Origin of the sequence: Mycetocola zhadangensis (genome assembly GCF_003668565.1) — a bacterium.
GTDB lineage: Bacteria > Actinomycetota > Actinomycetes > Actinomycetales > Microbacteriaceae > Mycetocola_A > Mycetocola_A zhadangensis.
In genome coordinates, this window is sequence record NZ_RCWJ01000001.1 from 1,087,391 (window position 1) to 1,102,194 (window position 14,804).

Below are 14,804 nucleotides of genomic sequence, written 5' to 3' on the forward strand. Positions count from 1 at the left end.
CGCTCTGGTCCTCGACAAACCGCACACGGTTATATGGGCGGATGAGACTTCTGGTTTTGGGCGGCACTGAATTCGTTGGACGCGCACTGGTCGAGGAAGGACTCAGTCGCGGTTGGGACGTCACCACATTCAATCGTGGGACCCGACAGCCGTTGCCCGGAGTCACCCCTTTGGTGGGTGATCGCACGGATCCTCAAGGGCTAGCGGCACTCAAGACTCCAGGTCTCGAATGGGATATCGTCGCAGACACCTGGTCATGGGCCCCGTCGGCAGTGCGTGACACGGCTCGCGTACTCAAGGATGATGCCGGTCGCTACGTGTACGTCTCCAGCTGCTCCGTCTACCGATTCCCGACGGAAGCAGGTTCCGCTGAGAATGCTCCCTTGGTCAACAGCTCACCCGACGACGAAACGTTCGATGACTATGCCCGCGCCAAGGCAGGCGCCGAGCGCGCGGTTCTCGATGCCTTCGGTGACCGCTCACTCCTTGCACGGCCAGGCCTCATCCTCGGACCACATGAAAACATCGGCCGCTTGCCGTGGTGGCTGCTCCGCGCAGCTCGAGGCGGCTCAATTCTGGCACCGGGCAAACCGAATGCGAGTATTCAGTACATCGACGCACGCGATTTAGCGTCGTGGTCTCTGGGCGCCGCACAAAATAGTGTCTCGGGTCCGGTCAATGTCATCAGCGAGCCCGCCGCCACAACCATGGGCGAACTCCTCACCTCGTGCCTCGACGCAACCGACTCAACGGGACACCTCGAATGGACGTCGACCGAGACGGTTCTCAACGCCGGAATAGAACCATGGACCCAACTGCCGATCTGGTTACCACCCGGAGAAGTCCACGACACCATGTTCAACATCGACGTGTCAAAAGCTATGTCAGCTGGGTTGACGATCCGCCCCATCACTGAAACCGTTCACGACACCTGGAACTGGCTCCAAAGCATCGGGGGAGTACCGCCGCAGCGCGCCGACCGGCCACCCGTCGGCCTCGCTCCCGAACTTGAGGCTGGGCTCCTCGGATCTTGAGTCCCGCTAGGCGAGCAACCGATCCGCCAACGCTGTCAACGTTTCGCTCGCACCGGCATCGATCTTCACACTGGCACGCGCGTCGCCCTTAGTTTCGCCACGGTTGATGATGATGATCGGCAGTTTGTTCCGGCGTGCATGTTCAAGAAGACGGATGCCAGAATTTACGACGAGCGACGAGCCCGCGATCACGAGAGCATCAGCTGTCGAAACAATATCCCTGGCTTCGGCAAATTTGTCTGACGGCACGAACTCACCAAAGAAGACCACATCCGGTTTCAGAGCCCCACCGCAGACCGAACAAACGGGCGCGATGAAATCGTCGACCGAAGCGATTTCGGCATCGCCGTCCGGATTCAATGTGACGGAATCCGGCTTCGACAGCCACGGATTCTCCGAATCGATCCGCGCAGCAATGCTCGCCCGCGCAAACGTCTGCCCACACACAAGACAGCTGACCCGATCCATGGACCCGTGCAGGTCAACCACTCGTTTCGATCCAGCACGAACGTGAAGCCCGTCAACGTTTTGGGTGACAACACCGGTGACGAAGCCGGCATCCTCCAAAGTGGCAAGAACGCGATGACCAGCATTGGGCCGCGCGGCATCGAACATCGCCCAGCCCAGGTGACTGCCCGCCCAATACCGTTTTTTCGAGGCGTCGTCGAGAAGAAACTGCGACACCGTCATGGGCGTGCGCTTCGGCGCTCCAGCCCCCCGGTAGTCGGGGATCCCCGAGTCGGTGCTCAAACCGGCTCCGGTGAGCACAGCAAACCTGCCGCCCGACAGGAGCGCGTAGGCTTCATTCAGCCGATCGATGTCTGCTGCTGTGGGTGTTGCGCTTGCGAGCGTTGTCATGTGAACCTCCGAACCTCGCAGATGTTCCGATCATAAACAACACACGTGTCCGTAGTGTTTCGTGACTTGCATCAAGCGATTCCGAAACACTACGCCACAGAGCTGAAGGACAACCCGCGTGCAACTTGTGCCGATTGACAGCCTCGACATCGACGGTCTCGAAGATTTCGCCCGGTTGACCGATGTCGCCCTCCGCCGCGTGAGCGAACCAGCAGGCGGCCTGTACATCGCCGAATCACACAAGGTCATCGCCCGAGCCCTCGCCGCAGGGCACATCCCTCGGTCGATCCTGCTGCAGGAACAATGGATAGCGGATGTCACTCCGTTGCTTGCAGATTTTCCCGATGTCCCTGTCTACGTCGGTGACGCAGCCACACTTGAGTCGCTTACGGGCTACCACATGCACCGAGGTGCTCTTGCTGCCATGCACCGCCCACCGCTTCTGCCGATGGAAGATCTGATTCGGGATGCCACGCGGATCGTCATTCTGGAAGACATCGTTGACCACACCAACGTCGGCGCCATCTTCCGCGCGGTCGCCGGTATAGGCGCCGACGCCGTCCTCATCACTCCGCGCTGCGCAGACCCGCTCTACCGTCGAAGTGTGCGCGTGAGTATGGGTACGGTGCTGCAGGTGCCGTGGACCCGGATGCCGGAGTGGCCCGAGGCCCGCCGGCTTCTCGACCACGCTGGATTTCACGTTGCCGCTCTCGCACTCGATGACCGCGCGATCACGCTCGACGAATTCTCCGCGAACCTGCCGGACAAAATCGCGCTGACCCTCGGGGCCGAAGGAGACGGACTCAGCGGTCAGGCACTTGAAGCGGCCGACACGACGGTGATCATTCCCATGAAACACGGCGTCGACTCACTGAACGTTGCTGCGGCAAGTGCCGTGGCCCTGTGGGCAGTCCGTGACCAGCGAGCCTCCGATGGGACGTCCCTCTCGCACGGATAGACTCGTTCCCCGTGTATCAGTCCCGTCAGCCGTTGTCAGACCGACGGGTGTACCTGCGGCGCAGGCTCACCGTCTTCGGTGTTCTCGTTCTCCTCCTCGCCGTCATCGGCTACCTCGCCTTCGCGATACTTCGGCCGCTGCCAGCAACCGCAGCAACACTCGAGCCGACCGAGACCATCTCCCAGACGGTGAACCAGATCGCCTGGCCCGCCTTCGGCAACGGCGCAATTGGCGCCGTCGGCTTCGACGGGGTGCTCTCCAGCACAGGCGCTCAGGAATCGACGCCCATGGCGAGCATCACCAAAACGGTGACTGCCCTCGTCGTCCTCGACGCTATGCCGCTTGCCGCGGGGGAGTCCGGTCCGGACCTGACCCTCACGTCAGCTGACCAGCGGATCTATAGCGAAGTGATCGCTGAAGGCGGATCCGCCGCGCCAGTCGCCGTCGGCTCGGTATTCACCGAACGTCAGCTCCTCGAAGCCATGATGCTTCCCTCAGCAAACAACTACAGCATCACGCTCGCGAACTGGGCATACGGCTCTGTGGAGAACTTCCTGGCCGCAACAAAAACCTGGCTCGACAAGAACAGCCTCTCCGGCACACACCTCGCTGACTCGAGCGGCCTTGATCCGAACAGCAGGTCCACTCCGGCTGACCTCGTTCGGATTGGTCAAATGGCCATCGCCCACCCTGTCCTCTCCGAGATCGTTGCGAGCCAATCCGCAGAACTTCCCGTCATCGGGCCGGTGAAGAACACCAACAAACTTCTCGGCCAGGCCGGCGTCGTCGGACTCAAAACGGGAACGACCCGGGTTGCTGGTGCCTGCCTGCTGTTCGCCGCTGAACTTCCCGTCGGTGCTCAGACCGTCACCGTTGTCGGAGTGATCCTCGGCGCCCCCAACCACAGCGCTTTGAATTCGTCTGTGCTGAGCCTGCTCGACACCATGAAAGCGGGGTTCAGGGAGTTGCCTCTCGTCAGCGAGGGTGATTCGTTCGGAAGCTACACGACACCGTGGGGCGCCACAACGGACATCGTCGCGACCGAATCGGCGTCTGTGCTCGTCTGGCAGGACGCCACTGCCGCGGTTGACGTCTCGGCGAAACCACTGATCTCCGGCGCGGCAGACACCGAGGTTGGCACGGCGACGTTCACCGTCGCCGATTCCGTCATCGACGTGCCTCTTGCCCTGGCTGGCGAGTTGGAAGAAGCAGGAACAGGCTGGCGGATCACCCACCCCACCGACTGAGTCAGTCTCCGGTCGGAATCTCGCCTGTCCGAAGAAATTTCTCCGCCTGAGGCCTCTTCGCTGTGATGAAGTCACCCGATGACTGGTGTCGCAGGCGCCGAAGCACCCACGGCACAAAATACTGGCGAGCCCACACCAGGTCCTCGGTTCTGGCGTGCCGCCAGGTCGACTGCGGCACGGGTTCGGGCTTGAGTGGCTCGAGATCGTTGGGCACAGCGAGGGCATCAAGCACCATCCGCGCGACCGTGTGGTGTCCGAGCGGGTTGAGGTGCAGCCGGTCACTCGACCACATCCGTGCGTCCTGAACTTCCGTCAGCGCCCACTGGTCGGCGACCACGCAGTCGTACGTCGCTGCCACCTTCCGGAGGTTCTCGTTGTAAATTGCGACTTTGCCCCGAAGGGTACGCAACACAGGAGAGAATCCGACGTCCACACCGGTGAACAGAACGATCGTCGCTCCGTCACGCGACAGGCGGGCGACCGCGTCTTCGACCTTCTGCGCAATGACGTCAGGGTCGGTCCCCGGCCGGAGCACGTCATTGCCTCCTGCCGAAATCGTGATGAGATCGGGCTTCAGCTCGAGTGCCGGCTCGATCTGGTCGGCGGCAATCTGTGCGATCAGTTTTCCGCGAACGGCGAGATTGGCATAGGCAAAATCGTCTACGCCCTGTGCGAGCACCTCAGCGACACGATCTGCCCAGCCCCTGTGTCCGTCCGGCAGCGTCGGCTCAGGATCACCGATGCCTTCGGTGAAGGAGTCTCCGATCGCCACATAGCGCGACCAGGGATGCGGCCGCTCAACGATTTCCGCGATGCCGTCCGATACATGTGCGTCCATTCGAAGCATCGTACTCGCTCGTTCCAGACGCTTCACGGTTCTCGGTTCGTCGGCGGTCGGGTAGATTGGTATCCAGTGAGTACAGAGTTCGAAACGGACATCCCAAAGTCCGAAGACGCAGTTTCAGGCATCCGAATCGGAACCAGTGCGGCCGAACATCTCTCCCCGACATTCCCCGAACGAGCGGCATGGGGAACCGTTTCCAAACTCCGCGCCTGGCAGGAAGAAGCGCTCACCGCGTACTTCGTCCACGAGCCGCGCGACTTTCTGGCCGCAGCAACCCCCGGTGCAGGAAAGACGACGTTCGCGCTTCGACTTGCCGCAGAACTGCTCGCCCGCCGAACTGTTGATCGCATCACAGTGGTTGCACCAACGGAACATCTCAAAAGGCAGTGGGCGGATGCCGCGCATCGCGCTGGCATCCGACTCGACCCGACCTTCTCAAATGGCGACGGCAGATACGGTAGCCATTATCACGGCGTTGCGGTCACGTACGCCCAGGTCGCCGTCCGGGCTGCGCTGCACAGGGAGATCACCGAGTCGCATCGCACCCTCGTCATCCTCGACGAGGTGCACCACGGCGGTGACGCTCTCAGCTGGGGCGACGCTATCCGGGAAGCATTCGAACCAGCAACCCGCCGACTGTCGCTCACCGGAACACCGTTCCGCTCAGACACGGCACCCATTCCGTTCGTCAGCTACCTGCCAGACAAAGATGGCATCCGCACCTCACTGACCGATTACAACTATGGCTACGGCCGCGCCCTGGCCGACGGCGTCGTTCGCCCCGTCATGTTCATGGTCTATGCAGGCCACATGCGTTGGCGCACCAATGCCGGTGACGAGATGGAAGCGCGACTCGGTGAGGGCAACACCAAAGACATCACCTCCCAGGCCTGGCGAACAGCGCTCGACCCGGCAGGGGAGTGGATTCCCCAGGTGTTGCAGGCGGCGGATCGTCGCCTCAGCGAAGTGCGCCATGGCATCCCAGATGCTGGTGGTCTTGTGATCGCGACCGACCAGACGGCCGCGCGCGCGTACGCAAAAATCCTCCACGGCATCACGGGTGAACCACCGACCGTTGTTCTCAGCGATGAGAAGGAATCGTCGGATCGCATCGACGAGTTCTCGGCTGGTACCAGCCGATGGATGGTTGCAGTCCGCATGGTGTCTGAGGGTGTTGACGTACCGCGGCTGGCCGTCGGCGTTTACGCGACCAGCGCATCCACTCCGTTGTTCTTCGCCCAGGCGATTGGTCGATTCGTGCGGGCACGGCGCCGGGGTGAGACCGCTTCTGTGTTCCTCCCAGATGTACCGAACCTGATGAACCTTGCCAACGCGCTCGAACTGGAGCGCGACCATGCCCTCGACCGCAAAAGCGACGGCAGCGGTGAAGGTGACATGTGGAACCCCGAGGACGCGATGGTCGCCGAGGCCAACCGCGATTCCAAGGGCTCAGACTCGCTCGGCGAGGAGTTCCGCTACGAGGCCATGTCTTCGTCGGCCACCTTCGATCGCGTGGTCTATGACGGCGATGAATTTGGCCAATGGGCCGAACCGGGAACCGAAGAAGAACTCGACTTCATCGGGTTACCGGGACTGCTCGAACCCGAGCAGGTTCACGAACTGCTCAAGCAGCGCCAGGCGAGGCAGGCGAAACGCCAGTCGACCCGCAGCGGTCCAACCCAGACCGCGACAGCCGAGAAGCCGGACGACGTGCCGCCCCCGCTCTATCGCACGCTCAAGGAGCAGCGGAGCCTCCTGAACAGCCTCGTCGGGTTGTACGCGAAGTCGACAAACCAACCGCACGGCCTGGTGCACGCCGAACTCCGCCGGATCTGCGGTGGGCCCGCTGTCCAGCAGGCCAGTGTGACCCAGCTGCAGTCGCGCATCGAGTGGCTGCGCAAAAAGATGAGCGGCAAGCGCTAGGGCTCACACCCGGATCGACCCGTCCCGAGTCTGAACGAGATATCGGGCGCATACCTAGGCCTGCGATGACGTTCCGGTTCGGTGGGGTCGCCCCATCACGGTTGTAGAGCGTGGGGCGTTGAGCGTGGCCGTCACCGAGAGTTAAAAGCGAAAAGCCGGACCCGAAGGCCCGGCTTTTCTACTGTCTCAACACAGTTCTTCACAATGTGCGCGAAGGGGGACTTGAACCCCCACGCCCGTAAGGGCACTAGCACCTCAAGCTAGCGCGTCTGCCATTTCCGCCACCCGCGCATTGTTTTGTTTCTGTTTCTGGCCAGCTACCGAAGCACCCTGCCGAGAGAAAACTTTAGCACGGTTTTCGGGGGCCAAAGTACACACCCGGTTCCTGCCGACACCGATAGCGTTGAGACATGGATTTTGACGCGCAAACGCCAGACACGACTGCCGCTTCTTTCGACGCGGACCTCGACGCGGGCCTCGACGAGACCGTACGACTGGCTCGGGACCTGATCCGAATGGACACCACGAACTACGGCGGGGGCAAGTCCAAGGGTGAAACCATCGCGGCGGAATACGTCGCCCGCTACCTCCGTGACCTCGGCCTCGAACCGGAACTCATTGACTCAGAACCCGGCCGCACAAGTGTCATCGCCCGTGTAGCCGGACGCGACAGCTCGCGTGGCGCCCTCGTCGTTCACGGACACCTCGACGTTGTTCCTGCGGATGCGCGCAACTGGTCAGTCGACCCGTTCGGTGGTGTGATCCAGGATGGCATGCTCTGGGGCAGGGGAGCGGTCGACATGAAAAACATGGACGCCATGATCCTCAGCGCTGTCGCGGACATCCTCCGCAGCGGCGAACGCCCCGCACGGGACCTGATCCTGGCCTTCTTCGCCGATGAGGAGAACGGCGGAGTGCTTGGTTCTCACTACCTCGTTGACACCAGACCCGATTTGTTCGAGGGAGCAACAGAGGCGATCAGCGAAGTTGGCGGATATTCGATCACCCTGGGTGGAAAGCGCGCCTACCTCGTGCAGACGGGCGAAAAAGCGCTCCTCTGGGTGAAGCTCATCGCGCGCGGCCCAGCAGCCCACGGCTCGCGCGTAGTCCGGGAGAACGCCGTCACACGGCTGGCCGAGGCCGTCGCTGCTGTCGGCAGACAGGAATGGCCGATTCGCCTGACGGACACGACAACCGAATTGCTTGGCGAAATTGCCCGCATCCTCAATGTCGACCCGCAGAAGGTCGGCCCGGACGAACTCGCGCTTGCCACAGGGACCGCGTCCAGCTTCATCCAGGCGTCCCTTCGCACAACGACCAATCCGACCGTCTTGACGGCCGGATACAAGCACAACGTGGTCCCAGACACCGCAGAGGCACTCCTCGATATCCGCTCTCTTCCCGGCCAAGAGGACGCTGTGCTCGCCGCCGTCCAGGAGCTTGTCGGCGCGGACATCGAGATTGAGGTGATGCACCGCGACGTCGGCCTGGAAAACACCTTCTCCGGCCCGCTCATCGATGCGGTCATCTCGACACTCCACGAACACGATCCCGGTGCCGAGGTACTCCCGTACCTGCTCCCCGCTGGCACCGACAATAAAGCGCTCTCGAAATTGGGTATCACCGGCTACGGCTTCGCCCCGCTTTTGCTCCCACCCGACCTCGATTTTCCGGCGATGTTCCACGGTGTTGACGAACGGGTTCCTCTGGACGCATTAGTCTTTGGCAGGCGGGTCCTGACCGACCTGCTGCGCACGTACTGACGAACAGCAAGGACTTTTCTCTCCGTGGACATTCTGAACGCGATAATTCTCGGCCTCGTCCAGGGGCTCACCGAATTCCTCCCAGTGTCCTCAAGCGCTCACCTGCGCATTGTCGGCGAGTTCCTCGGAACCGGCGGAGATCCAGGTGCCCGTTTCACTGCGATCACGCAGATCGGTACGGAACTCGCCGTCGTCATCCTGTTCTGGAAGGACATCGTCCGCATCATCGGGGCGTGGTGCCGGGCCCTCGTGGGCAAGATCCCACGGAATGATCCCGACGCGCGCATGGGCTGGCTCATCATCATCGGTTCATTCCCGATCGTCATCCTCGGCTTGCTGTTCCAGGACCAGATCGAAACGACACTCAGGTCGCTGTGGTTTACGGCATCGATGCTTATCGGTTTCGGCATCCTGCTCGGCATCGCTGACTGGATCGGCCGTAAAAATCTCAAACTCGAGAACCTCGGATACCGCCATGGCATCATCTTCGGACTAGCCCAGGCCCTCGCGCTCATCCCTGGTGTTTCACGGTCGGGCGGAACAATCACCGCCGGACTCTTCCTCGGCTATGAACGAGCTGCCGCAGCCCGATACGCCTTCCTCCTGGCCATCCCCGCCGTACTGGGTAGTGGCTTCTTCCAAATCTACAAATCCGTCGCCGACCCGTGTGTCGAGGGCGCGACCGGCTGCATCCCCGAAATTTACGGCCCCCTCGAAACACTGATCGCCACTGTTGTCGCATTTATCGTCGCGATCTTCGTGATCAAGTTCTTCATGAACTACATCTCGAAGCGAAGCTTCATGCCCTTCGTCATCTACCGCATCGTGCTTGGTCTCGTTCTCTTCGGCCTGCTGGGCACCGGTGTCCTCGCGGCATAGCAACGCAGCTTAGGCTGGACGAGTGAAGGCATGGAACAGACCGCTCGTCCCCACTCTTCCCGGCGAATCGCTTGCACCGTGCCTGTACGACACAGCAACTGACGGCCTGGTTGAGGCGCACACGGGAGACATCGCACGACTCTACGTTTGTGGAATCACCCCGTACGACGCCACACATATGGGACACGCGGCAACCTACCTGGCCTACGACACCCTGCAGCGGGTATGGCTCGATGCCGGCCTCGAGGTGCACTACGCCCAGAACATCACGGACATTGACGACCCGCTGCTCGAACGCGCAGCGGCGACAGGAGTCGACTGGCGTGACCTCGCACAGAGTCAGGTCGACCTCTTCCGCGGCGACATGGAAGCGCTCAGCATCCTGCCCCCCGAAAATTACGTTGCCGTAACCGAAGTGCTCGATGAGATCGCGGAGGCTGTCAGGCGGCTGCTCGTCGCCGGAGCGGCATACCCGGTTCCCACACCCGACTCCAGCGTCGGAGATGACATCTACTTCGACAGTGCGAAGGCTGCCGAACTCGGACCATGGGCTTTAGGCGACGTAAGCAATTACGACGCAGGGACGATGCTGCGGTTCTTCTCTGAGCGCGGGGGAGACCCCGACCGGGAGGGCAAGCGGCACCGGCTCGATCCGCTCCTGTGGCGAGCGGCCCGCGACACGGAACCCAGCTGGCCCTCCAGCGTCGGCCCGGGCAGGCCCGGATGGCATATCGAATGTTCAGTCATCGCACTAATGGAACTCGGCACAGACTTCACCGTGCAGGGTGGCGGCTCCGACCTCGTGTTCCCGCACCACGAGCTGAGTGCCGGCCACGCAGCAGCGCTCAGCGGACACCCGCTTGCTCGCGTTTACAGCCACGCGGGCCTCGTGGCGTACCAGGGCGAGAAAATGTCCAAGTCGCTGGGCAACCTGGTTCTGGTCTCGCGCCTGATCGATGATGGAGTCGACGCCAGGTCGATCCGGTTGGCAATTCTCGCCCATCACTACCGCTCCGACTGGGAGTGGACCTCTTCGGTGCTTTCAGCGGCAACGGCGCGGCTCACCGCATGGCAGCAGACGTTCGGCCATAACGCAACGGACGGCGCCGATGCCGCCGTCGTGCTCGCGGACCTCCGAGCGGCTCTACGGGTGGACCTCGACACTCCGAAGGCGTTGACGATCCTCGACGAGGCCGCCCGCCGTGGAGTGACAGACGCCGAACTGGTACGACGTGCGATCAACGCTTTGCTCGGTGTCGAGTTGTGACACCACAGCGACGTTGACGACTCTGGCGGCGAGTCGCTGCACCTGACCGTTCCGTCAGGTGCAGCTTCCGGCTATCGAAGCGTCGGAGGTTCGTTTCTGCCGTCACCCTTGCCGTCTGATGACTTGCGCAGGTAGCGCTCAAACTCTTTGGCGATGGCCTCGCCGCTTGCCTCAGGGGACTCGACGGTGTCGCGCGCCTGCTCGAGCTGCGCGATGTACGCCGCCATGTCCTCGTCGTCACCGGCAAGCACGTTGATACCGTTCTCCCACTCGCCGGCCTCCTCAACCAGGTCGCCGCGAGGAATGACGACATCGACGATCTCCTCGAGCTTGTCGATGAGCGCCAGAACCGCCTTGGGGGACGGCGCATTGTGGACATAGTGGGGGACGGATGCCCAGATCGAGAGGGTGGAAATGCCCGCGTCCTCAGCCGCCTCAGCCAAAACGCTCAGAATGCCGACCGGACCCTCGTAGCTGCTTCTCTCCAGTTCAAGCGCGCCGCGCATTTCATCGTTTTCACTCGAAGCGAAGATGGAGATGGGACGGGTGTGTGGCACATCGGCGAGCATCGCGCCCAGGAAGATGATCGTGGAAATGTCGTACGTGAGAGCGGCGTCGATGACCTCGGCGGTGAACGCCTTCCAGCTGCGGGACGGCTCACTGCCGAGGAGGAGGAAGATGTTCGCGCCGTTCGCGCCGCTGACACTCAGTTCCGCATCATCTGCGAGGGGCGCGGGATCTTCGTCGGTCCCCGCCATCTTCGCTGGACCGGAGATCGTGGCGGTCGGCCAGGTGATGCGACGCCGTCCGTCATCGTCAGCCGCGAGCATCGGCCGGTTGAACTGGTAGTCGTAGTACAACTCGGGATCGATCACGAACAGCGGCGATACGTCAAGCTGCTCCTGCAGCACACGGACCGCACCTGTGGCTGCTTCTCCAGCGTCGTTCCAGCCTTCAAAGGCCACGACGAGCAGCCGACCATTCAGCACAAGTTCCCCATTCCACGAGTTGACCTCGCTGCAGTGACTCCAGGCTCTCGCCTGTCCTCTCTCCAGAATAGGCGCTGTCCGTCAACAGGTAGCATTGAAACTCGTGACTACACAGCTTCCCGCCGCCGTCCTCTGGGACATGGATGGCACCATCGTCGATACAGAGCCGTACTGGATCTCCGCGGAGACAGACCTGGTTGAGTCCTTCGGACACACCTGGACATACGAGGATGCCATGACCCTCGTCGGCGCAGGCCTCTGGGAATCCGCCAAGGTCTTCCAGTCTCACGGCGTCGACATGACAGCGGACGCCATCGTCGATCACCTCACGAATCGGGTTCAGAACCGACTCGCTACCGACGGGGTTCCGTTCCGCCCGGGAGCGCGGGAACTGCTCGAGGAGCTCAGGTCGCTCGGCATCAAAACAGCCCTTGTAACCATGTCTGTTCGCAGAATGGCTGAGCAGGTGGTGTCGCACATCCCCTTTGACGCCTTCGACGTCCTGGTCACCGGTGATGAAGTTGAGCACCCCAAACCCCACCCCGACCCCTATCTCACAGCCGCACGGCTGCTCGGCGTCAACATCGCCGACTGCATCGCCATCGAAGACTCACGGGCCGGTCTGGCCTCGGCCGTCGCAGCGGGGACCATCGCGGTCGCTGTCCCGCACGCGGTCTCGATCGACGAGGCACCCACCCACACCACCTGGCCAACGCTCGCAGGCAAAACGAGTGCAGACCTCGCCGCCCTTGTGGGCGCACGCGCACACGAAGGACTTTCCCGATGACAGACACCTCTTCTTCGACCCCGGGCACGCCGCCCCCTGTCGACGAGCGCCCCCAGAACTCAGGTCCGTTCAGGATTGGAGACCGGGTCCAGCTCACCGGGCCAAAGGGCAAGCGAAACACCATCACCCTTGAGCCCGGCAAGGAATTCCACACTCACCGAGGCATCGTCAGCCACGACACCATCATCGGGCTGCCAGACGGATCGGTCATTACCACCACCGACGGCATCGAGTACCTTGCCCTCCGACCCTTGCTTGTGGACTTCGTCATGTCCATGCCGCGTGGCGCGGCAATCATTTACCCGAAAGACGCTGCCCAGATCGTGGGGCTGGCGGATATTTTTCCCGGAGCTACCGTTGTCGAGGCCGGTGTCGGCTCTGGCGCCCTGTCGTTGTGGATCCTCCGCGCTATCGGCCCGACCGGTCGCCTGGAGTCGTTCGAACGGCGCGACGAGTTCGCGGATGTTGCCCGAGGCAACGTCGCAACGTTCTTTGGTTACGACCCCGAGAACTGGCGTGTGTCCGTTGGAGACCTCACCGAGACACTTCCGACCACGATGGAACCGAACTCGGTCGACCGCGTCGTGCTCGATATGCTCGCGCCGTGGGAATGCATTGACGCCTGCGCCGACGCGATGAAGCCTGGGGGAGTGATCCTCTGCTACGTAGCCACCGTGACCCAGCTGTCCCGCGTCGCCGAGGCCATTCGGGCAACCGGACGATTCACCAACCCCGACTCGAGCGAGACCATGGTGCGCGGCTGGCACGTTGAAGGACTTGCTGTTCGACCGGACCACCGAATGATCGGCCACACCGGTTTCCTCATCACCGCCCGCAAGCTGGCAGACGGCGCGGTTCTCCCGGAACTCAAGCGTCGGCCGAGTAAGTCCGACTTCAGTGACGAAGACGTCGAATTGTGGACCCCCGGCGCATTGGGTGAGCGGAATGTCAGCGCCAAGATTCTGCGCAAGCGTGTGAGAAGTGTTGCCAACTCAGCCGAACTGTCCAAGGCGAGGGGTCTCGGTTCCGACCAGATGACATCCGATTTGTCACAGTCAACGGAATCCGACACCGACGTAGACCAGTCGAGCCTTGACACAGGGATGCACGGGTCCGCACCGTTCGACTCCGTAACGGGCGACTCTGCAAATTCGGAGCCTGACGAAACGACGCGTGGCTAAGATGGCCCGGGGTGAGCGTCAGCGCACCCGACTTCTCTCGGGAACGCCATCCGGCTCGATTCCCTCCCTGAACTTTCCAGTACGAAAAAGAGGCACCGTGCAGAAGGCACCCGCATTACTCCTGACCGCAGGGGTCGTCCTGACCGCTCTCACCGGCTGCGCCCAGGCGCCGGGCAGCGACTGCGAGGCGCCGGTCACTTCCGGCGACGCGTCGAACGTTGTGGAAGCGACAGGCAAGCTCGGAACGACTCCCGCTGTGGACTTCCCGACGCCGCTGAAGACTGTCTCGACTCAGGTGTCCACCCTCATCGAGGGTGACGGTGCCCCGATCGCTGCAGACCAGCTCGTTGAGATGAGCTTCTCGTTCTACAACGGAACGACGGGAGAGCCCGTTGAGGAAGGCGCATATACGGAGCCTGGCGTCTACCTGCCGTCGCAGTTGCTCCCGGGGATGGCTGCAAGCATCGAATGCGCCACCGTCGGATCGCGCATCGCCGCAACAATGAGCCCGGCGGATGCCTTCGGCGAAGCTGGCAGCGCCCAGCTGCGCGTCGCACCCGACGACTCGATCGTCATGGTTGCCGACATTACCGACTCGTTCCTCGCTAAGGCCAATGGAGCACGAACGCCAGTGTTCCAGTCCGGTTTCCCGAGTGTCGTCACAGCCGCGGATGGAACTCCTGGCATCACCGTCCCGAAATCTGAAGCACCAACCGAGCTGAAGGTTGCCACACTCAAAACCGGTGACGGTGCAAAGGTATCCGCGAACGACCGCGTGGTCGTGCACTACACGGGCGCCCTGTGGGAAGACAACAGCATCTTCGACTCCTCATGGACCAAAGGCACGCCCGCGGTCTTCAGCCTCGACGGAATCGTCCCTGGCCTGGCTTCGGCGATTGACGGCAAGACGGTCGGCTCCCAGATCATTGCTGTCATTCCGCCGGAGCTCGGCTACGGAGACCAGTCCGCAGGCTCCATTCCGCCCGGATCGACCCTCGTCTTCGTCGTCGACATCCTCGGGACAGTCGACTAACCCAGAACTGGCGGCCCGCGACTAGCCGGGACGCTCCGGAT

The 14,804-nt window shown here is 62.3% G+C and carries 13 protein-coding genes and 1 tRNA gene; 10 read left to right on the forward strand and 4 right to left on the reverse strand.

Annotated elements, in window-relative coordinates; translation table 11 throughout:
* Nucleotides 1-41 precede the first annotated feature (41 nt).
* Nucleotides 42-1,034 (forward strand): NAD-dependent epimerase/dehydratase family protein, encoded by a 993-nt coding sequence (locus D9V28_RS05235; protein WP_121658596.1) that lies wholly within the window; start codon nt 42-44, stop codon nt 1,032-1,034.
* A 6-nt stretch (nt 1,035-1,040) separates the two neighbouring features.
* Here the strand turns inward: D9V28_RS05235 and D9V28_RS05240 are convergent, their stop codons facing one another.
* Complete coding sequence (locus D9V28_RS05240; RefSeq protein ID WP_121658597.1) at nt 1,041-1,892, reverse strand: Sir2 family NAD-dependent protein deacetylase; 852 nt, start codon at nt 1,890-1,892, stop codon at nt 1,041-1,043.
* Between the two features lie 118 nt (nt 1,893-2,010).
* Here D9V28_RS05240 and D9V28_RS05245 point away from each other — a divergent pair, with 118 nt between their 5' ends.
* Together D9V28_RS05245 and D9V28_RS05250 are read left to right on the forward strand one after the other, a co-directional pair.
* Nucleotides 2,011-2,850: a TrmH family RNA methyltransferase gene (locus D9V28_RS05245; RefSeq protein WP_121658598.1), complete on the forward strand. Its 840-nt coding sequence runs from the start codon at nt 2,011-2,013 to the stop codon at nt 2,848-2,850.
* An 11-nt stretch (nt 2,851-2,861) separates the two neighbouring features.
* Nucleotides 2,862-4,097 carry a D-alanyl-D-alanine carboxypeptidase family protein gene (locus D9V28_RS05250; protein ID WP_121658599.1) on the forward strand — a complete coding sequence of 412 codons (1,236 nt, stop codon included), beginning with the start codon at nt 2,862-2,864 and terminating at the stop codon, nt 4,095-4,097.
* Nucleotide 4,098: 1 nt separating this feature from the next.
* Here D9V28_RS05250 and D9V28_RS05255 read toward each other — a convergent pair whose 3' ends face one another.
* Nucleotides 4,099-4,935, reverse strand: a complete 837-nt coding sequence (locus tag D9V28_RS05255; protein ID WP_121658907.1) for an SGNH/GDSL hydrolase family protein — start codon at nt 4,933-4,935, stop codon at nt 4,099-4,101.
* 129 nt (nt 4,936-5,064) lie between these two features.
* Here D9V28_RS05255 and D9V28_RS05260 point away from each other — a divergent pair, with 129 nt between their 5' ends.
* Entirely contained in the window at nt 5,065-6,864 is a 1,800-nt protein-coding gene (locus tag D9V28_RS05260) for a DEAD/DEAH box helicase (RefSeq protein ID WP_229727761.1), read from the forward strand.
* Between the two features lie 207 nt (nt 6,865-7,071).
* On the opposite strand, the gene D9V28_RS05265 is transcribed toward D9V28_RS05260, so the two are convergent.
* Nucleotides 7,072-7,155, reverse strand: a tRNA-Leu gene (locus D9V28_RS05265).
* 119 nt (nt 7,156-7,274) lie between these two features.
* Between D9V28_RS05265 and D9V28_RS05270 the strand changes: the two genes are divergently transcribed.
* The 3 genes from D9V28_RS05270 to mshC are packed head-to-tail and all read left to right on the forward strand — an operon-like array spanning nt 7,275 to nt 10,773.
* Nucleotides 7,275-8,627, forward strand: a complete 1,353-nt coding sequence (locus tag D9V28_RS05270) for a M20/M25/M40 family metallo-hydrolase (RefSeq protein WP_121658600.1) — start codon at nt 7,275-7,277, stop codon at nt 8,625-8,627.
* A gap of 24 nt (nt 8,628-8,651) precedes the next feature.
* Nucleotides 8,652-9,506 carry an undecaprenyl-diphosphate phosphatase gene (locus D9V28_RS05275; protein ID WP_121658601.1) on the forward strand — a complete coding sequence of 285 codons (855 nt, stop codon included), beginning with the start codon at nt 8,652-8,654 and terminating at the stop codon, nt 9,504-9,506.
* A 22-nt stretch (nt 9,507-9,528) separates the two neighbouring features.
* Nucleotides 9,529-10,773 carry a cysteine--1-D-myo-inosityl 2-amino-2-deoxy-alpha-D-glucopyranoside ligase gene (gene mshC, locus D9V28_RS05280; RefSeq protein WP_121658602.1) on the forward strand — a complete coding sequence of 415 codons (1,245 nt, stop codon included), beginning with the start codon at nt 9,529-9,531 and terminating at the stop codon, nt 10,771-10,773.
* 71 nt (nt 10,774-10,844) lie between these two features.
* Here the strand turns inward: mshC and D9V28_RS05285 are convergent, their stop codons facing one another.
* The gene (locus D9V28_RS05285) at nt 10,845-11,762 is read right to left on the reverse strand and encodes a proteasome assembly chaperone family protein (RefSeq protein ID WP_371869990.1); all 918 of its coding nucleotides are present in this window, start codon (nt 11,760-11,762) and stop codon (nt 10,845-10,847) included.
* Nucleotides 11,763-11,865: 103 nt separating this feature from the next.
* Between D9V28_RS05285 and D9V28_RS05290 the strand changes: the two genes are divergently transcribed.
* The 3 genes from D9V28_RS05290 (at nt 11,866) to D9V28_RS05300 (ending at nt 14,763) form a co-directional block, all read left to right on the forward strand.
* A complete protein-coding gene (locus D9V28_RS05290) occupies nt 11,866-12,549 on the forward strand; it encodes an HAD family hydrolase (RefSeq protein ID WP_229727728.1) in 684 nt (227 codons plus the stop codon).
* The gene (locus D9V28_RS05295; protein ID WP_121658603.1) at nt 12,546-13,730 is read left to right on the forward strand and encodes a tRNA (adenine-N1)-methyltransferase; all 1,185 of its coding nucleotides are present in this window, start codon (nt 12,546-12,548) and stop codon (nt 13,728-13,730) included. Before D9V28_RS05290 ends, D9V28_RS05295 begins: the two co-directional genes overlap by 4 nt.
* A 97-nt stretch (nt 13,731-13,827) precedes the next feature.
* A complete protein-coding gene (locus tag D9V28_RS05300) occupies nt 13,828-14,763 on the forward strand; it encodes an FKBP-type peptidyl-prolyl cis-trans isomerase (protein WP_183086426.1) in 936 nt (311 codons plus the stop codon).
* Nucleotides 14,764-14,804: the final 41 nt, after the last annotated feature.